The organism is Coprococcus sp. HPP0074, from assembly GCF_964238105.1.
GTDB classification, from domain to species: domain Bacteria; phylum Bacillota; class Clostridia; order Lachnospirales; family Lachnospiraceae; genus Faecalimonas; species Faecalimonas umbilicata.
In genome coordinates this window covers 23,662-42,002 of the sequence record NZ_CAXSKS010000002.1, presented here as the reverse complement: position 1 = coordinate 42,002, position 18,341 = coordinate 23,662, and the positions used below count along the sequence as shown (strand labels likewise).

Below are 18,341 nucleotides of genomic sequence, written 5' to 3'. Positions count from 1 at the left end.
GTGCCGGATATTCAAAAGAACAGGAAAAAAATATATTTTCTACTTTTTTCTTGCATTAATGCTTTAAAGTGTGATAGTATATGGAGAGAAATCGGAAAGCCTGTCTGAGTCGATCTGCTGATTGATGTTTTTTGTGGATGGGTTTGGAGAGAAAAGGAGTTGCTTATGGAAAAGAGAGAAAAATTTACGAGCAGAATGGGATTTGTTATGGCTTGCATCGGTTCGGCTATTGGACTTGGAAATATATGGATGTTTCCATACCGGCTTGGCGCTTACGGTGGGGCGGCATTTTTGATCCCATACTTTCTGTTTGTCTTGATTCTTGGGACGACAGGACTGATTACAGAATTTGCGTTCGGGCGTGCTTTTGGCGGCGGTTCGATGACTGGAATCTCAGAAGTGTTCCGTGAAAGAACATGGAAGGGTGGAAAGATTGTAGGAATGCTTCCGGCAATCGGGCTTCTTGGCATTTTTATGTTTTACAATGTGGTTGTCGGGTGGATTTTAAAATACCTTGTAATGAGTGGAACCGGAAAGCTGGCAAAGGTGGATAAGAACACCTATTTTACAGAGTTTGCAGGTTCAGCTGCTTCCATTCCATGGGATGCGGTTGCGATTTTTCTGACGGTACTGGTCATTTGTGCAGGTGTTGTAAAAGGGATTGAGCGGATCAGCAAGATCATTATGCCGGCATTGTTTCTGATTTTTATCGTACTGATTTTCCAGTCACTGTCACTTCCGGGAGCGATGGAAGGTGTGAAGTTTCTGCTTCAGCCAAAATGGGAGTACCTTTTGAAAGCAGATACATGGGTGATGGCGCTTGGACAGGCATTTTTCACGGTATCCATCAATGGATGCGGGATGGTAGTGTATGGGAGCTATTTGAAGAAAGAATATGATATTCCGCATCTGGCGGTCAGCACGGCAGTGTTGGATACGCTGGCAGCGGTACTTGCATCTTTTGTGATCATGCCGGCGGTATTTGCATTCGGGTTGGATGCAAAATCAGGACCACCATTATTATTTATGACGATGCCGATCATTTTTGAAAAAATGCCGGGTGGAACAATCCTTGCGGTTATCTTCTTTATCAGTTTGCTCTGTGCGGCGATCTCTTCTTCTATTAATATGCTGGAAGGGGTTGTGGAGGCAATCCTTTCGCACTCGAAGCTGACAAGGAAAAAGGCGGTGATTTTTGTGGGAGTTGTCACATTTGTGCTCTCAGTTCCTTTGAATTTGAGCATGACAACCTTTGATCAGTTTACCAATCTGATCACAGTTGTAATTTCACCGCTGATGGCACTTCTTGTGCTGATTGTCTTTTACTATCTTCATGATGGAGAAAAGGCGCTTGCGGCGATCAATGAAGGAGCAGGGAAACCGCTTGGAAAAAGGTTCCTTGCGTTTGCAAAATATGTGTTTGTGATCGTGACCATTCTTGTAGTGATCCTCGGGATCGTGTATGGGGGAATTGGTTAAAGAAATACAGAATGTTACTCAAGAAGTTTTAGAAAACAAAAAGGGCAGCTGGAAAGATCAGCTGTCCTTTTTGTGTGTCTGTTTTTTACTTTTCTGTTTCTGCAAGTTTCATTGCGCGTACTTTTAACGGAAGACCGAATAAGTTGATAAATCCTTCTGCGTCATGGTGGTCATAAAGTTCTCCGGTAGTAAAACTTGCGAGAGATTCGCTGTACAGAGAATACGGAGAGGTTGTTCCGGCTTTGATGATATTTCCTTTATAAAGCTTCAATTTTACTTCTCCGGTCACATATTGCTGTGTGGATTCGATAAATGCCTGCACAGCCTCACGGAGCGGTGTGAACCATTTTCCTTCGTATACAATCTGAGAAAGTTTATTTCCCATTTCTTTTTTCACCTCATAGGTTGCACGGTCAAGCACCAGTTCCTCTAACTGCTGGTGAGCTTCCATTAAGATGGTTCCTCCTGGAGTTTCATAGACACCGCGGGATTTCATTCCGACAACACGATTTTCTACAATGTCGATGATACCGATTCCATGCTTTCCGCCGAGGGCGTTTAACTCTGTGATAATCTCAGATACTTTCATCGTTTGTCCGTTTAAGCTGACTGGAACACCTTTTTCGAAAGTCATTGTGATATATTCGCCTTCATCTGGTGCTTGTTCTGGGGTAACGCCGAGTACAAGCAGATGTTCATAGTCTGGCTCTTGCGCAGGATCCTCGAGCTCTAATCCTTCATGGCTGATGTGCCATAAGTTACGGTCACGGCTGTAACTTTGGCTGGCATCAAATGGAAGGTCGATCCCATGCTGATGGCAGTATGCAATCTCTTCTTCACGGGAATTTAATGTCCAAAGATCAGTCATTCTCCATGGAGCGATGATCTTCAGATCCGGTGCGAGTGCCTTGATTCCTAATTCAAAACGAATCTGATCATTTCCTTTTCCGGTTGCTCCGTGGCAGATGGCAGAAGCATGTTCTTTTCTTGCAATTTCTACTAGTTTTTTTGCGATTCCCGGACGTGCCATCGCAGTGCCGAGCAGATATTTGTTTTCGTAGATTGCATTTGCCTGTACACATGGCACGATATAGTCATCACAGAACTCATCAACGATGTTTTCAATATATAATTTGGAAGCGCCGGATAATTTTGCGCGTTCTTCTAAGCCGTCCAGTTCTTCTCCCTGTCCGCAGTCGATGCAGCAGCAGATGACCTCATAATCAAAATTTTCTTTGAGCCATGGGATGATGGCTGTTGTGTCCAATCCGCCGGAATATGCTAAAATTACTTTTTCTTTCATGTGAAAAGTCCTCCTTGTTCTGTTTGTCTTGAAATTTGATAGTATTAATATACAACAAAATGAATAAATATGCAACAAGAAAATTTGAAAAAGAGAAATGAGATTAAAAAAGCAAAGCAAACTGTTATAGGAAAACAAATGTGCACTAGGGGGAAATATGCTAGTTTTTATAGAAAAAAGAGTAATGTAAAAATGAAAAAATTCGTAGAGAAAAACGAAAAAGCACTTGTATTTACTTATAAAATGCAAAATATGAGAGGGAAAACAAGAAAATGAAAAACGGAGAAGAAAGTTATGGGGAAAGAGGAAAGCGATAAAAGCAGATTTGGGTGCAAAGTAAAATTGTACAAAATAAAATGCAAAAAAACTATTGCATAACATTTAAAATAGATGTATAATCATGCAAAATCAAAATTTATTCGATGGAAAAAGAGAGAAAGGGTGTTATAGATGATTCGTGCAGGAATAATTGGTGCAACGGGGTATGCCGGAGGAGAATTAGTCAGACTTTTGGCTGGTCATAAGGAAGTGGAAGTAGTATGGTTTGGCTCCAGAAGTTATCAGGAGATTCCTTATACTAATGTTTACCAGAATTTATTTCAGATTGTAGAAGGAACGTGCGGGGAAAAGGTGATGGAGGCACTTGCGGATGACGTGGATGTAATCTTTACTGCAACGCCGCAGGGATTTTGTGCCGGACAGATCAGTGAGACGGTGCTAGAGAAAGCTAAAGTCATTGATCTAAGTGCAGATTTTCGCTTAAAAGAGGCGGAAACGTATGAAAAATGGTATAAAATACAACAGAAAAGCCCGGAACTTCTGCAAGAAGCAGTCTACGGACTTTGCGAGTGGAATCGGGAGCATATTCGATCAGCAAGGCTGATCGCCAATCCCGGCTGTTATCCAACGTGTTCTCTGATGGCGATTCTTCCATTGGTAAAGAATGGACTGATAGTTCCGGAGACGTTGATCATCGATGCAAAGTCCGGGACATCGGGGGCAGGAAGAACGGAGAAAATAGATAATCTTTATTGTGAAGTCAATGAAAATATGAAAGCATATGGGGTGACCACACATCGGCATACACCGGAGATCGAAGAACAGCTGTCTCTTGTTGCAGGGGAGAAGGTATGTGTGAATTTTACCCCGCATCTTGTTCCGATGAATAGGGGGATCCTTGTGACCGCCTACGCATCACTAAAACAAGGTGTGACGGAAGAAATGGTAAGAGAGGCATATGACAGTTGTTATAACAGCGAGAAATTCGTTCGTGTACTGCGAACCGGGATATGTCCGCAGACGAAATGGGTGGAAGGAAGCAACTATGTGGATGTTGGATTTCAGATTGATCAGCGGACCAATCGAATTGTGATCCTGGGAGCGATGGATAACCTTGTGAAGGGCGCTGCGGGGCAGGCAATCCAAAATATGAATTTGATGTTCGGACTGGATGAGACGGAAGGACTGACTGCAATCCCGCTGTTTCCTTAGAAGCTACAGCAGGAAAAAAGAAGAAAAAGACGGAAAAAGGAGAGGCAGAACGATGATACGCGCAATGATGATAGAAGACTATGAGGGAGTTTATAAGCTTTGGAAACAGACCAAAGGATTTGGAATCCGTAGTATCGATGACTCGCGGGAAGGACTGGAACGTTTCCTTAGAAGAAATCCGACTACCAGTATTGTAGCGGAGGAAGAAGGAGAGATTGTCGGCAGTATTTTATGCGGACATGACGGAAGAAATGGTTGCTTTTATCATGTATGCGTTGCTGAAGAACATCGGATGAAAGGAATCGGGACACAGATGGCGAAGATGGCGATGGATGCGCTGAGAGCAGAGAAGATCAATCAGGTCTGCCTGATTGCATTTACGGACAATCAGGTTGGGAATCAGTTCTGGGAACAAAGCGGATGGAAGCGGAGAGAAGACTTAAATTATTATGACTTCTCTTTAAACGAAGAGAATGAAACGACATTTAATCGATAGAAGGCAGAAATAGCAGGAAGCAAAGAAAGGAAGGAAAACAGAGATGAAGCAGATCAAAGGTGGAATTACAGTGGTACCGGGATTTGAGGCGGCAGCGGCAGCGGCCCAGATCAAATACGAGGGGCGTACAGACATGGCATTGATTTACAGCAGTGTTCCGTGTGTGGCGGCGGGAACTTTTACGACAAATGTGGTGAAGGCAGCTCCGGTAAAGTGGGATCAGAAGATTGTCAAACAAGGCGGAGCGGTGCAGGCGATAATTGTCAATTCGGGAATTGCAAATGCGTGTACCGGAGAAGAAGGGATGCAATATTGTGAAGAGACAGCACAGACAGCGGCAGAAGTATTCGGGATTCAGAAAGAACAAGTGCTGGTAAGCTCTACCGGAGTGATCGGAAAACAGCTTCCGATGGAGAAAATCCAGGCGGGAATCCATATGCTTGCCCAGGCAAAAGGCAATGACAAACTTTGTGGAGCAGAGGCTGCAGAGGCGATTCTGACAACAGATACGCATAAAAAAGAGGCTGCAGTACAGCTGGAGATTGGCGGGAAGACAGTGACGATCGGTGCGATGGCCAAAGGATCCGGAATGATCCACCCAAATATGTGTACGATGCTTTCGTTTCTTGTGACCGATGCTGTGATTGAAAAAGAAGTTTTACAGAAAGTATTAAGTGAAGATGTAGAGGAGACGTATAATATGATTTCCGTAGATGGAGATACTTCTACAAATGATACGGTCTTGTTTCTTGCGAACGGACTGGCACAAAATGCTTCGATCTGTCCGGGTACAGAAGAATATAAAGCATTTGCAGCAGCAGTACATACGGTCAATGAGCAGCTGGCAAAGGCAATCGCAGGAGATGGAGAGGGCGCTACGGCTCTTTTGGAAGTGGAGGTTGTCGGAGCGGCAGATAAAGAGCAGGCAAAGAAAATCAGCAAGTCAGTCGTTTGCTCGAATCTGACGAAAACAGCAGTGGCAGGTCATGATGCAAACTGGGGAAGGATTCTCTGTGCGATGGGATATGCAGGCGTTTCATTTGTACCGGAGCAGGTAGATCTCTTTTTGGAAAGTGCAGCAGGAACGATTCAGATTCTTTCCGATGGGGTGGCACTTCCGTATAGTGAGGAGAAGGCGACGGAGATTTTATCTGAGGAAAAAGTAAAAATCCTTGCAGATCTGAAACTTGGGGATGGGAAAGCGACTGCATGGGGCTGTGATTTGACACACGGATATATCGATATCAATGCAGATTACCGGAGCTAGCATACCAAACAGAAATGATGCAGAGACAAAAGGAAGGAAGAGACGAAAATGAGCCAGAAGATGCAGGAATATTTGAAAAAAGCGGAGGTACTGATTGAGGCGTTGCCGTACATTCAGCGATTTAACCGAAAGATCATCGTTGTAAAATATGGTGGAAGTGCGATGATTGATGAGACATTGAAAAAGCGGGTGATTGAGGATGTGACTCTTTTAAAATTGGTCGGGTTCAAACCAATCATTGTCCACGGAGGAGGGAAAGAAATCAGCCGGTGGATGGAGAAGACTGGAAAGCAGCCTACGTTTGTCAACGGACTTCGCGTGACGGATGAGGAGACGATGGAAGTTGCAGAAATGGTGCTTGGAAAGGTGAATAAAGGGTTAGTTCAGCTTGTGGAATCGCTGGGAGTGCGGGCCATCGGTCTGAGTGGAAAAGATGGTGGATTACTTCGGGCGCAGAAGAAATTTTCAGACGGAAAAGACATCGGATTTGTGGGGGAAGTGACATCGGTGGATGCAAATGTACTTTTGGATCTTCTGGAGAAAGATTTCCTTCCAATCATTTGTCCGATCGGGCTAGGAGAGGATTATCAGACTTATAATATCAATGCGGATGATGCGGCGTGTGCAATCGCGCAGGCGGTACATGCGGAAAAATTAGCATTTTTATCTGATGTAGAAGGAATTTGTACAGATCCGGCAGATGCCTCCACGTTGATTTCAGAATTGACAATTCAAGAAGGAAAACAGCTGATTGAGAAGGGAACGATCACCGGGGGAATGATTCCGAAACTTTATAGCTGTATAGAGGCAATCCAGGCAGGGGTATCGAGAGTCCATATTCTTGATGGAAGAATCCCGCATTGTCTGTTGCTTGAAATTTTTACAAACAGAGGAATTGGAACTGCCATTTTTGAGGGAGAAAGGAGCAAATTTTACTATGGACCAGACAATCAGTAAGACGGAAAGCGCTATCTTACATACCTATAATCGATATGATCTTGTGTTGGAAAAAGGAGACGGCGCTTACCTGTATGATACGGATGGAAAAGCCTATTTGGATTTTGGCTCGGGGATTGGTGTCAGTTCTCTTGGATATGGAAACAAAACATTGCAGTCTGCATTGAAAAAACAGATTGATCAGTTGATCCATACATCCAATTTATATTATCACGAACCGCTTGCCCAAGCGGCAGAAAAACTGAAAACCATCTCAGGAATGGATCGTGTCTTCTTTGCAAACAGCGGGACAGAAGCAATTGAGGGCGCTTTGAAAACAGCAAGAAAATATGCGAAGCAAAAAGGAAACAGTGCCTGCGAGATTATTTCCATGGAACATTCCTTTCATGGCCGCAGTATGGGTGCACTGTCGGTGACGGGAACGGAAAGCTATCGGGAACCGTTTGAACCACTTGTAGGCGGTGTGAAATTTGCCATATTTAATGATCTGGAAAGTGTAAAAGAACAGGTGACAGAGAAGACAGGTGCAATCCTTCTAGAACCGGTACAGGGAGAAGGTGGCGTCTTTGTAGCAGAACAGTCATTTCTGCAAGGACTTCGCACACTCTGCGAGGAAAAAGGGATTCTGTTGATCTTTGACGAGATTCAGTGCGGCATGGGGCGAACCGGATCAATGTTTGCGTGGCAAGGATATGGGGTACAGCCGGATATCCTTGTGATGGCAAAGGCAATCGGAAACGGAGTTCCGGTCGGGGCTTTTGCAATGAGAGAGGAGGTAGCGCAAAACTCCTTAAAACCGGGTGATCACGGGACGACTTACGGCGGCAATCCACTTGCATGTCAGGCAGTCAGTACGGTGATCGATCTTTTTACAGAGCAGAAGTTAGCAGAACATGTGCGCAGATTGACTCCGTACCTTGAAGAAAAATTAGATACTTTACTTGCAAAATACGATCTGTTCACCGGGAGAAGAGGGAAGGGATTTATGCAGGGGTTGATCACTTCTTGTCCGGCCGGAAAAATTGTGGAGGCGGCGAAACAAGAGGGACTTTTGCTTGTGACGGCAGGAGCGCAGGTTGTAAGATTCCTTCCGCCGCTGATCATTACTGAAAAAGAAATTGATGAAATGACAGAAAAGTTAGAGAGAGCACTTGTTCGTGTTTGTTAAAAGAAAGCAGATGATGCTCATTTTTATAAGTCGCATGATATAGAAAAATGAATTTTTGATTGGGATCGGGGCATAAAAATCCGGTCATTGGATACACTGGAAAGAAATAGATGTTACAAAAAAGTGACGAATCATTCTGGGAGGGAGTCCGATGACTGGATTTTTTATTGCGTTGCTCTCTGGGGCGCTGATGAGTGTGCAGGGAGTTTTTAACACACAGGTAACAAAAACAACGGGGATGTGGGTGTCCAATGGCTGGGTACAATTTTCTGCTTTTGCGGTTTGTCTTGTGGCATGGCTGATCGCAGGCAGGGATAGTGTGATGGCACTCGGAAAAGTAGAGCCAAAATATATGCTGCTGGGAGGTGCGATTGGAGCTGGAATTACGTGGACCGTGATTAAAAGTATGGAACAGCTGGGGCCTGCAAAAGCGGCGCTTCTGATTGTGATCGCACAGTTGATCGTGGCATATGTTATTGAAGTACTGGGATTGTTTGGTGTGGAGAAATCACCGCTGGAATGGCGAAAAATAGGAGGGATGGCTCTGGCTTTGATCGGTATTGCGATTTTTCAGTGGAAGTAAAGAAGAAATCTAAGAAATAAAAAAAGCCGGGGAAGAATTGGTTGTAATTCTGAGGTAAATTCGATACAATATATGTGACTTTGCATATGAGGGGATTTATAGAGAATATCTATAAAGGAGAAAATATGTATAAGCAAAAGAAAAATGAAAAGAGCACTAAGAACAAGTGGAAGCGCAGCAGAAGTAGGATGTATGGAATCGGGATTCTGATAGTGACACTTTGTCTGACAGCCTGCGAAAAAGAGGAGCATCGGATGGAAGAGGTCCAATTGGAAGAGGTTGAAAAAAGTGAATCTGACTCAGAAGAGCGGCAGAACCAATCTGCGTCGGAAGTGCCGGACGGTGAACGGCAGCCAAAAACGATCTGGGTATATGTATCGGGTGCAGTCTGTACACCAGGTGTATATGAGCTGCCGGGAGGATCCCGGCTTTTTGAGGCACTGGAGCGTGCCGGAGGAATGACGGAGGCGGCTGACCAAAGTTTTCTGAATCAGGCAGAACTTTTGACGGATGGGGTACAGATTCAGGTTCCGACAAAGGAGGAGGTTGCTTCGGGAATTGCGGCAGAAGTAAATACTTCCGGTGCACCCGGAGAAAGTGGAAAGACTTCTCAGGGAAAGGTGAATTTAAATACTGCGACAAAGGAAGAACTTATGACACTTCCCGGGATCGGTGAGGCAAAGGCAGATAGCATTCTTACCTATCGGGAATCTGCAGGCGGCTTTCAGTCCATTGAACAGATCAAAGAGATTGAGGGAATCAAGGACGGTGTGTTTGAAAAAATAAAAGAACGGATCACAGTCTGAATGCTCTGGTAAGGGAGAGTTTATGGGAAATAAGATATTGGTTGTCGATGATGAAAAATTAATTGTGAAGGGAATTCGGTTTAGTCTAGAGCAGGATGGAATGGAAGTCACTGCTGCATATGACGGGGAAGAGGCGTTGGCGCTTGCAAAAAGCGGTGAGTTTGACTTAATTCTTCTGGATGTCATGCTGCCGAAACTGACAGGATTTGAGGTCTGTCAGCAGGTCCGGGAATTTTCGGATGTGCCGATCATTATGCTGACGGCAAAAGGGGATGATATAGATAAGATCATGGGACTGGAGTATGGTGCGGATGATTATGTCACAAAGCCGTTTAATATTCTGGAGGTAAAAGCAAGGATCAAGGCAATCATCCGGCGTACGAAGAAAGACAGACCGGAAGAACAGAAGAATCTGATCGTAAAGGGAGAGATGAAGTTAGATTGCGAGAGCCGCCGTGTCTTTATTGGAGAGCGGGAAGTCAATCTGACTGCAAAAGAATTTGATATGCTGGAACTGCTTGCGCTGAATCAGAATAAAGTGTACAGCAGAGAGAAACTTTTGAATCTTGTCTGGGGCTATGATTATCCGGGGGATGCAAGAACTGTCGATGTACATATCCGCCGCTTGCGGGAGAAAATTGAGAGCCATCCAAGTGATCCAAAGTATGTGCATACAAAGTGGGGAGTTGGTTATTATTTTAGGGGATAAGATATACTTCCGCAGTAAGTTCTTTAAAAGTCTCCGTTTTCGGATCATGTTGCTTTTGATTGTGATTGGAATTATCCCATGTATCGTTGTCGGGCAGGGAATCATCAGCAATTATGAAAAGAGAGCGGTTTCCGTGCGGACGGCGGAAATTCAGAATCAGAGCACAATGCTAGGAAGTCGTCTTGGAAAAGCGGGCTATTTAAAGGGAGTACCGTCAGAAACATTGGATGCGGAACTGGCACAGCTTGCTGATATTTACAGTGGCAGAATTCTTCTGATCGATGATGAGTTTCAGGTAGTCAAAGATACTTATGACATGGAGGAAGGGAAAACAATCATTTCAGAGGCGGTGATGGAGTGCTATGGGGGAAACAATACAAGTGAGTATGATTCGAAAAACCACTATATTGAGGTGACGCAGGCAATCCAGGATCCGAATAGCGGACAGACTGAAGGGATCATGCTTGTCAGTGTTTCCACCGATTCCGTTGTGGACAGTGTAGATGTTCTGCATTCCAAAGCGGTTGCTGTGGAGATTGCTGTCGGAGTTGTGATCATTACCATTTCCTTTTTTGTTTCCGCGCTTCTTGTGCGGCCGTTTGGAAGAATTACACAGGCAATCGGAGCCGTGACGGAAGGGTATGATACGGACAATCTTCACGAGAATGCCTATACCGAGACAATGCTGATTTCTGATGCATTTAATAAGATGCTTGGAAGACTTAAGATTCTTGATGATTCCAGGCAGGAATTTGTCTCAAATGTCTCCCATGAACTGAAGACACCATTGACTTCGATGAAAGTGTTAGCCGATTCCCTCCTGGCACAGGAAGGCGCACCTGCGGAATTGTATCAGGAATTTATGGAGGATATCGCGGCAGAAATCGAGCGGGAGAATAAGATTATCAATGACCTGCTGTCACTTGTCAAGCTGGACAAGACGTCGGCGGATTTAAATATCAAGTCAGAAAATATCAATGATCTTCTGGAATTGATCTTAAAACGTCTGCGGCCGATTGCGGTACAACATAATATCGAAGTTGTATTTGAAAGTTTCCGTCCGGTGATTGCGGAGGTGGACGAAGTGAAGCTGACGCTTGCGATTTCTAATCTGGTGGAAAATGCAATCAAATATAATCATGAGGAGGGATGGGTGCATGTCTCTCTGAACGCAGATTATAAATATTTCTATATCAAAGTTGCAGACTCTGGTATCGGGATTCCGGAAGATGCCGTCGAGCATATTTTTGAGCGTTTCTATCGGGTAGATAAATCACATTCCCGAGAGATTGGAGGAACCGGACTTGGGCTTGCGATTGCGAAAAATGCAATTTTAATGCATAGAGGAATTGTGAAAGTACACAGTAAAGAAGGGGAAGGAACGACGTTTACTGTTCGTGTTCCTTTGACCTATATTGCGTAACATTCCGGTGAGCAGAAATGAAAGGGAAGACAAAAAGAGAGAAGATGACAGGAAATTTGAAAAAGAAAATCGGAATTGGGCTACTTGTGGTACTGGGAATCATGTTGCTTGCTGCATGTGGGAAAGAAAAGAAGAGTGTTTCCGGTGATGGAATTTATTACATGAACAGTGAGGAGACAACTATTGAGAAAGAACCGTATCAGATCAAAGAGAAAGATGCAGAGAAAGCTGCACGGGCGATGTTAAAAGCACTTTCCAAAGCGCCGGAGGATGTGGAGATGAAACCGGTGATCTCAAAACGGGTAAAGGTACTTGGATTTGAGGTGCAAGAGGGAAAGATCACAGTTAATTTTGGCGGAGGATATTATGAGATGGGAGCGGTCCGGGAGGTACTTTGCCGGGCGGCGATCGTCCAATCGCTTGTGCAGATTGATGGCATCGAGTCGGTCGCATTTGAAGTAGAGGGCAATCCACTGACGGATAAGGAAGGACAGGTTGTTGGAAGCATGCGGGCAGAAGATTTTATTAAAAATACAGGTTCTGTGCTACACTCTTATGAAAAAACGGACCTTACACTGTATTTTGGAAATGAAGAAGGTACTGCGCTTGTGCCGGAGGTGTTAGAGGAGGTACGCTACAATACGAATCTGTCAACAGAAAAACTTGCCATGGAGCGTTTGCTCAAAGGGCCGACATCAGGGAAACTTCAGCCGGTACTGGATTCTAAAGTTCGTCTGATCGGAACTTCTGTCAAGGACGGAATCTGCTATGTCAACTTTGATGACACCTTTCTTCATCAGGAATCGCGGATGGATCCGGCGTTGCAGATAGAGGCGCTTGTCCGTTCCTTGATGGAAAACGGAAAAGAAATCCGGGCAGTTCAGATCTTAGTCAACGGAAAAAGTGACCAAAGCTACAAAGGCATTTCTCTGGAACAACCGTTTGACGGCGAAGCTGTTAGGAAGAAGGAGGAGCAGAAGTGAGAAAGAAACCACTCTGTCTCCTGTGCATCTTCTTTTTGTTGCTCAGGCTGGCAGCTACTTTGATAATGGGGAAAACGATGGACAATCCTGCTTTTCCCTCTTCTACAACAATTCAGATAGAAGGAACTGTCCTTCAGAAATCAATCACATCAAAACAACAAATCTTGACAATTGGAAATCTTGAAAAACAATCCAGACAGAAAAAGAAGCAATATATTGAGAAAGAAAAAATAGTGATTTATGACGATTCGTTCCGTAAAGTAAAAATCGGCGATCGCATTTGTGTAAAAGGAGATGGAGAGACCTTTGAAGAAGCACGTAATCCTGGGAATTTTGATCAGAGAGAGTATTATCGGAAGAAACATACAACAGGATTTTTGTGGGCGAAAGAGATCTTGGTCACGGAGCGGGCAAAAGTTTCTTTAAGGGAGATGCTGTTTCGGATGCGGCAGAGGAGCAGGGAAGTGTTTGAACACTGCCTGGGAAAGAAAAACGGAGGAATTCTTGCGGCAATGGTGTTGGGCGAGAAAGCGGGGATGGATCCGGAAGTGAAAGAACTGTATCAGAAAAGCGGAATCAGCCATTTGCTTGCAATTTCCGGTTTGCACATATCTTTGATCGGCCATGCCTTCTACCAATGGCTCCGGAAAGGAGGATGTTCTTTTTGTATAGCGGGGATTACAAGTGCGGTTGTGCTTGGGGGATATGCATGCATGACGGGGATGAGTGTATCTACACAGCGAGCTTTTTTCATGTTCCTTCTTCGTATTGGTGCAGATGCAGCCGGAAGGGTCTATGACCTGCCAACGGCTCTGGCAGTGGCAGCGGCATGGAGCGCAGCAGAAAATCCGGACGATTTGACAGACGCTGCATTCCTTTTGTCTTTTGGGGCGATTCTTGGAATTGTGCTTCTCTGCCCAATATTTCAGGAAATTTTTGCGGGGAAAAAGAAATGGTTACAGACACTATCCGGAAGTTTGGCAATTACTGTAATGCTCCATCCGATCCTAAGTTTTTTCTATTGTGAAATATCGCTGTATGCGATCTTTCTCAATCTGCTTGTCATCCCTCTGATGAGCTGGATCCTTGGCACAGCAATCATTGGGCTTTTTCTAGCCGTTTTGTGGATGCCGGGTGGCAGTCTTGTTTTAAAAAGCAGTGGATTTCTTCTGGAAGGTTATGAGTTACTCTGTCGGATGTTTCTGAGGCTTCCTAATGCTGTTGTTGTGACTGGGAAACCGGAAATCTGGAAGATTGTGATATATTATTGTCTGCTTTTTGCGTTTGTGATGTGGTGGAGAAGAAAGATAATAGAAAAGAAAATGGAAGAAAAGAAAGGGAAATGGAAAAAGGAAGTTCAGAACCGGGTATGGAACTGGAAACAAAAGGTAGGAAGTGTGTTGTGGATCACAGGGTTGGCATTGATTCTTATTATTGAAATTAGAAAAGAAGAACTGGAAGTGACATTTCTTGATGTAGGGCAGGGAGATGGGATTTTTCTTCAGACAGATGCGGGATTGACTTGTATGATCGATGGAGGAAGTACCGATATCAAACAGGTGGGAAAATATCGGATTGAACCATTTCTGAAATCAAAAGGAGTCAGAAAGCTGGATTATGTTTTTGTTACACATGGAGATCAGGACCATTTGAATGGAATTGTAGAACTGATGGAACGGCAGGCATATGGAATCTCCATCGACACACTTGTGCTTCCGAGAAAGGACGTATGGGACGATACCCTTTGGCAGCTGGCATATCAGGCGGATATGCAAGGGGTGTCGGTTGTGGCGATGCATGAGGGAGAATCCGTGGAAGATGCTCGCATTTCCATTGAATGTATCCACCCGGCAGAAAATTCAGAAGCAGATCCGGGAAATGCCAGTTCCCTCGTGCTGAAAGTAACTTGTCAAAACGTAAAACTGCTCTTAACAGGGGATGTGGAGGGAAAGGGAGAAGAAGAACTGGTTGACAGATTTTCTGAAGAAATCTTTCTTTTGAAAGTTGCACACCATGGATCGAAAAATTCAACGAGAGAGTTGTTTTTAGAACAGGTCAAACCAAAGTATGCAATTATCTCCGCAGGACGTAACAATTCCTACGGACATCCAAATCAGGAGACGATTCAACGTTTAAAACAATCTGGGGTAAAAATCTATAGCACACAGGACAATGGAGCGATTTGTTTTAGGATTGACGATGGAAAGGGGTATTTGTCAGGATGGAAATAGGAAGGTGGCGCAAAGAAAACTGGCACGCTATCCTCTTTACGTAGTGGGAACATCTGTGATATGATGAAAAAGGATTTTCAGGAAACGGAAAGGGCAGAGGTGATCGATGAAAAGTTTAAATGAAGATTTAAAGACAGGAGAATTTAAGCAGATCTATCTGCTGTATGGGGAAGAAGTATATCTAAAGAAACAATATAAAGACCGGTTGTCAAAAGCGATTGTCAATGAAGGAGATACGATGAATTACTCTTATTATGAAGGGAAGGGAATCCATCCGGAAGAGTTGATCGATCTGGCAGAGACGATGCCGTTTTTTAGTGAGCGTCGTCTGATCGTTGTGGAAAATTCGGGATTTTTCAAAAATGCCACCCCGGAGCTGGCAGATTATTTGAAAGAACTTCCGGAGACATCCTACTTTCTGTTTGTAGAAGAGGAAGTTGACAAGCGCGGAAAGCTTTATAAGGCAGTGAAAGCAAAAGGGCGTATCGTGGAACTGGGACGACAGGACGAACATACACTGGTTCGATGGATCCTTGGGATGGTGAAACGGGAAGGGAAGCAGATTTCCGAGCGAACCGTACAGTTTCTTCTCGCAAAGACCGGGGATGATATGGAGAATCTCCAGAGAGAATTGGAAAAGCTGTTTTGTTATACACTGGAGAAAGATGCAATCACAGTGGAAGATGTGGAGGAAATCTGCACGACACATATTTCCAATCAGATTTTTGAAATGGTTGCAGCAGTTGCCGAGAAGAAACAAAAAAGAGCACTAGAGCTTTATTACGATCTGCTTGCGTTGAAAGAACCACCGATGCGGATTTTGTTTCTTCTTGTCCGTCAGTTCCGCCTGCTTTTGGAGGTGAAAGAACTGGATCAGAGTGGATATGGAAGAAAAGAAATCGGAGAAAAAACAGGACTGCACACGTTTGTTGTCGGAAAATATCAAGGGCAGGCGAAGCTTTTTAAGAAAAAGGAACTGAGAGAGATTCTGGAGATGGCAGCAGACCTTGAGGAAAGTGTAAAGACGGGGCGGTTGACAGACGCACTTGCGACGGAACTTTTCATTGTAAAATACAGTATGGCATGATATAATAATGCGATGTTAAAAAGAAACAACGCCTCAGCTTTCGGGAAGGGAAGTGAAAACTTCTTTGTATAGATGATTTTGGCTGAGGGATAGAGATAGAGAGATGGAGGAATTTTAGTGGCAGGAATAGATCAGAGTAAGATACGAAATTTTTGTATTATTGCACATATCGATCACGGGAAGTCGACTTTGGCAGACCGGATCATAGAGAAGACCGGACTGCTGACAAGTCGTGAGATGCAGTCACAAGTGCTTGATAATATGGAGCTGGAGCGGGAACGTGGAATTACGATCAAGGCGCAGACAGTCCGCATTGTTTATCAGGCAAAAGATGGAGAAGAATATATTTTTAATTTAATTGACACTCCGGGACATGTTGACTTCAATTATGAAGTATCAAGGAGCCTTGCAGCATGTGATGGTGCGATCCTTGTTGTGGATGCGGCGCAGGGCGTTGAGGCACAGACACTGGCCAACGTGTATCTGGCGCTCGACCATGATCTGGACGTGATGCCAGTCATCAATAAAATAGATCTTCCAAGTGCAGAGCCGGAACGGGTAATCGAAGAAATCGAAGACGTCATTGGAATCGAGGCAGAAGATGCGCCGCGGATCTCTGCAAAGACAGGGCTAAATATTGATCAGGTATTAGAACAGATCGTCGAGAAGATACCGGCGCCGGGAGGAGATCCGAAATCACCACTTCAGGCGTTGATCTTTGACTCGGTGTATGACCCATACAAAGGAGTGATCGTCTTTTGCCGAATCAAGGAAGGGACTGTTCGAAAAGGAACTCCAATCCTGATGATGGCGACCGGGGCAAAAGCAGAGGTTGTAGAAGTTGGATATTTTGGCGCAGGACAGTTTATCCCATGTGAAGAACTGAGTGCAGGAATGGTAGGATATATCACTGCCAGCCTGAAAAATGTCAAAGATACAAGAGTCGGAGACACCATCACAGATGCATCCAGACCATGCGCGGAGGCATTGCCGGGATATAAGAAAGTCCAGCCGATGGTGTACTGTGGACTTTATCCGGCTGATGGCGCAAAATATCAGGATTTAAGAGATGCGTTGGAAAAACTTCAATTAAATGATGCGGCGCTGCAGTTTGAGGCGGAGACATCCGTTGCACTGGGATTTGGATTCCGCTGTGGATTTTTAGGGCTTCTCCATCTGGAGATCATTCAGGAACGTCTGGAGAGAGAGTACAACTTGGATCTCGTGACAACTGCACCGGGCGTTATTTATAAAGTACACAAATCAAATGGAGAAGTGATCGAGCTGACAAACCCATCCAATCTCCCGGATCCGGCAGAGATTGAATATATGGAAGAGCCAATGGTAAAGGCAGAGATTATGGTTACATCAGAATTTATCGGGGCAATTATGGATCTCTGTCAGGAACGACGCGGGGAATATCAGGGGATGGAATATATCGAGGAAACGAGAGCGGTGCTGCGGTATCATCTTCCGTTAAATGAAATTATTTATGATTTCTTTGATGCGCTGAAATCTCGTTCGAGAGGTTATGCTTCCTTTGATTATGAGATGCTTGGCTATCAGCAGTCAGAGCTTGTGAAATTGGATATTTTGATCAACAAAGAAGAAGTGGATGCTCTTTCCTTTATCGTACATAGCGGAACAGCCTATGAACGTGGACGCAAGATGTGTGAGAAATTGAAAGAGGAGATTCCGAGACAGCTGTTTGAAATTCCGATCCAGGCAGCAATTGGAAGCAAGGTCATTGCCCGTGAGACTGTGAAGGCGATGAGAAAAGACGTTCTTGCAAAATGTTACGGTGGAGATATCTCTCGTAAGAGAAAGCTTCTGGAAAAACAGAAAGAAGGAAAGAAGAGAATGCGGCAGGTTGGAAATGTAGAAATTCCTCAGAAAGCATTCATGAGCGTGTTGAAACTGGACGACAAATAGAGGAAAGAGAGCTGTCGAAAACAAGAAAGTCGATAATAGTTTACATGGATTTTCCATTTTTTTGAAAAAAATAAAAAAATATGAAAAAACATATTGACATTTGAGAAAAAATAGTAGTATAATAGCAGAGCGGGTTAGCGGTGAGCGAAACCCGCAAGAATATGGGATCATAGCTCAGCTGGGAGAGCATCTGCCTTACAAGCAGAGGGTCATAGGTTCGAGCCCTATTGGTCCCATTTCTATGAAAAGCCTTCATAGAGAATTATATATGGCGGGATAGCTCAGTTGGCTAGAGCACACGGTTCATACCCGTGGTGTCGCAAGTTCAAATCTTGTTCCCGCTATTAGATGGGATCATAGCTCAGCTGGGAGAGCATCTGCCTTACAAGCAGAGGGTCATAGGTTCGAGCCCTATTGGTCCCATTT

At 44.3% G+C, this 18,341-nt stretch carries 16 protein-coding genes and 3 tRNA genes; 18 read left to right on the top strand and 1 reads right to left on the bottom strand.

What is annotated here, in order from left to right:
• Positions 1-165: 165 nt before the first annotated feature.
• Positions 166-1,479: a sodium-dependent transporter gene (locus tag ACESPO_RS02785; RefSeq protein ID WP_016439109.1), complete on the top strand. Its 1,314-nt coding sequence runs from the start codon at positions 166-168 to the stop codon at positions 1,477-1,479.
• A gap of 85 nt (positions 1,480-1,564) precedes the next feature.
• On the opposite strand, the gene ACESPO_RS02780 is transcribed toward ACESPO_RS02785, so the two are convergent.
• Complete coding sequence (locus ACESPO_RS02780; protein ID WP_008976048.1) at positions 1,565-2,782, bottom strand: argininosuccinate synthase; 1,218 nt, start codon at positions 2,780-2,782, stop codon at positions 1,565-1,567.
• A 69-nt stretch (positions 2,783-2,851) separates the two neighbouring features.
• Here ACESPO_RS02780 and ACESPO_RS02775 point away from each other — a divergent pair, with 69 nt between their 5' ends.
• The 17 genes from ACESPO_RS02775 (at position 2,852) to ACESPO_RS02695 (ending at position 18,338) form a co-directional block, all read left to right on the top strand.
• Positions 2,852-3,058, top strand: coding sequence for a hypothetical protein (locus ACESPO_RS02775; protein ID WP_499788439.1), 207 nt, complete (start codon positions 2,852-2,854; stop codon positions 3,056-3,058).
• Between the two features lie 174 nt (positions 3,059-3,232).
• Positions 3,233-4,273, top strand: coding sequence for an N-acetyl-gamma-glutamyl-phosphate reductase (gene argC / locus ACESPO_RS02770; protein WP_016439107.1), 1,041 nt, complete (start codon positions 3,233-3,235; stop codon positions 4,271-4,273).
• Positions 4,274-4,325: 52 nt separating this feature from the next.
• Entirely contained in the window at positions 4,326-4,769 is a 444-nt protein-coding gene (locus ACESPO_RS02765; RefSeq protein ID WP_016439106.1) for a GNAT family N-acetyltransferase, read from the top strand.
• Positions 4,770-4,812: 43 nt separating this feature from the next.
• Positions 4,813-6,036, top strand: coding sequence for a bifunctional glutamate N-acetyltransferase/amino-acid acetyltransferase ArgJ (gene argJ / locus ACESPO_RS02760; protein ID WP_016439105.1), 1,224 nt, complete (start codon positions 4,813-4,815; stop codon positions 6,034-6,036).
• Between the two features lie 48 nt (positions 6,037-6,084).
• On the top strand, positions 6,085-6,993 hold the full coding sequence (gene argB / locus ACESPO_RS02755; RefSeq protein ID WP_016439104.1) for an acetylglutamate kinase: 909 nt from the start codon (positions 6,085-6,087) through the stop codon (positions 6,991-6,993).
• Positions 6,974-8,161 (top strand): aspartate aminotransferase family protein, encoded by a 1,188-nt coding sequence (locus ACESPO_RS02750; RefSeq protein WP_120105204.1) that lies wholly within the window; start codon positions 6,974-6,976, stop codon positions 8,159-8,161. The genes argB and ACESPO_RS02750 overlap by 20 nt, the downstream gene beginning before the upstream one ends.
• A gap of 151 nt (positions 8,162-8,312) precedes the next feature.
• Positions 8,313-8,744: a DMT family transporter gene (locus ACESPO_RS02745; RefSeq protein WP_008976042.1), complete on the top strand. Its 432-nt coding sequence runs from the start codon at positions 8,313-8,315 to the stop codon at positions 8,742-8,744.
• 125 nt (positions 8,745-8,869) lie between these two features.
• Positions 8,870-9,550: a ComEA family DNA-binding protein gene (locus ACESPO_RS02740; protein WP_120105205.1), complete on the top strand. Its 681-nt coding sequence runs from the start codon at positions 8,870-8,872 to the stop codon at positions 9,548-9,550.
• Positions 9,551-9,572: 22 nt separating this feature from the next.
• A complete protein-coding gene (locus tag ACESPO_RS02735) occupies positions 9,573-10,259 on the top strand; it encodes a response regulator transcription factor (RefSeq protein ID WP_008976040.1) in 687 nt (228 codons plus the stop codon).
• The gene (locus ACESPO_RS02730; protein ID WP_270458407.1) at positions 10,216-11,682 is read left to right on the top strand and encodes a sensor histidine kinase; all 1,467 of its coding nucleotides are present in this window, start codon (positions 10,216-10,218) and stop codon (positions 11,680-11,682) included. Before ACESPO_RS02735 ends, ACESPO_RS02730 begins: the two co-directional genes overlap by 44 nt.
• A gap of 17 nt (positions 11,683-11,699) precedes the next feature.
• Positions 11,700-12,665: a GerMN domain-containing protein gene (locus ACESPO_RS02725; protein WP_270666468.1), complete on the top strand. Its 966-nt coding sequence runs from the start codon at positions 11,700-11,702 to the stop codon at positions 12,663-12,665.
• Positions 12,662-14,896, top strand: a complete 2,235-nt coding sequence (locus ACESPO_RS02720) for a DNA internalization-related competence protein ComEC/Rec2 (RefSeq protein ID WP_499788438.1) — start codon at positions 12,662-12,664, stop codon at positions 14,894-14,896. The genes ACESPO_RS02725 and ACESPO_RS02720 overlap by 4 nt, the downstream gene beginning before the upstream one ends.
• A 106-nt stretch (positions 14,897-15,002) precedes the next feature.
• Positions 15,003-15,983, top strand: coding sequence for a DNA polymerase III subunit delta (gene holA / locus ACESPO_RS02715; protein WP_009262565.1), 981 nt, complete (start codon positions 15,003-15,005; stop codon positions 15,981-15,983).
• A 117-nt stretch (positions 15,984-16,100) separates the two neighbouring features.
• Positions 16,101-17,915 (top strand): translation elongation factor 4, encoded by a 1,815-nt coding sequence (gene lepA / locus ACESPO_RS02710; protein WP_008976035.1) that lies wholly within the window; start codon positions 16,101-16,103, stop codon positions 17,913-17,915.
• A gap of 163 nt (positions 17,916-18,078) precedes the next feature.
• Positions 18,079-18,151: transfer RNA gene (locus tag ACESPO_RS02705), tRNA-Val, on the top strand.
• A 34-nt stretch (positions 18,152-18,185) separates the two neighbouring features.
• Positions 18,186-18,259: transfer RNA gene (locus ACESPO_RS02700), tRNA-Met, on the top strand.
• Between the two features lie 6 nt (positions 18,260-18,265).
• Positions 18,266-18,338, top strand: a tRNA-Val gene (locus ACESPO_RS02695).
• The last annotated feature ends 3 nt before the right edge of the window (positions 18,339-18,341 follow it).

Coding starts and splice junctions, on each gene's coding strand:
- ACESPO_RS02785 (WP_016439109.1), top strand. CDS start 166: ATGGAAAAGAGAGAAAAATTTACGAGCAGAATGGGATTTGTTATGGCT.
- ACESPO_RS02775 (WP_499788439.1), top strand. CDS start 2,852: ATGCAACAAGAAAATTTGAAAAAGAGAAATGAGATTAAAAAAGCAAAG.
- argB (WP_016439104.1), top strand. CDS start 6,085: ATGAGCCAGAAGATGCAGGAATATTTGAAAAAAGCGGAGGTACTGATT.
- argC (WP_016439107.1), top strand. CDS start 3,233: ATGATTCGTGCAGGAATAATTGGTGCAACGGGGTATGCCGGAGGAGAA.
- ACESPO_RS02730 (WP_270458407.1), top strand. CDS start 10,216: ATGTGCATACAAAGTGGGGAGTTGGTTATTATTTTAGGGGATAAGATA.
- ACESPO_RS02745 (WP_008976042.1), top strand. CDS start 8,313: ATGACTGGATTTTTTATTGCGTTGCTCTCTGGGGCGCTGATGAGTGTG.
- ACESPO_RS02740 (WP_120105205.1), top strand. CDS start 8,870: ATGTATAAGCAAAAGAAAAATGAAAAGAGCACTAAGAACAAGTGGAAG.
- argJ (WP_016439105.1), top strand. CDS start 4,813: ATGAAGCAGATCAAAGGTGGAATTACAGTGGTACCGGGATTTGAGGCG.
- ACESPO_RS02735 (WP_008976040.1), top strand. CDS start 9,573: ATGGGAAATAAGATATTGGTTGTCGATGATGAAAAATTAATTGTGAAG.
- ACESPO_RS02765 (WP_016439106.1), top strand. CDS start 4,326: ATGATACGCGCAATGATGATAGAAGACTATGAGGGAGTTTATAAGCTT.
- holA (WP_009262565.1), top strand. CDS start 15,003: ATGAAAAGTTTAAATGAAGATTTAAAGACAGGAGAATTTAAGCAGATC.
- ACESPO_RS02750 (WP_120105204.1), top strand. CDS start 6,974: ATGGACCAGACAATCAGTAAGACGGAAAGCGCTATCTTACATACCTAT.
- ACESPO_RS02780 (WP_008976048.1), bottom strand. CDS start 2,782: ATGAAAGAAAAAGTAATTTTAGCATATTCCGGCGGATTGGACACAACA.
- ACESPO_RS02725 (WP_270666468.1), top strand. CDS start 11,700: ATGAAAGGGAAGACAAAAAGAGAGAAGATGACAGGAAATTTGAAAAAG.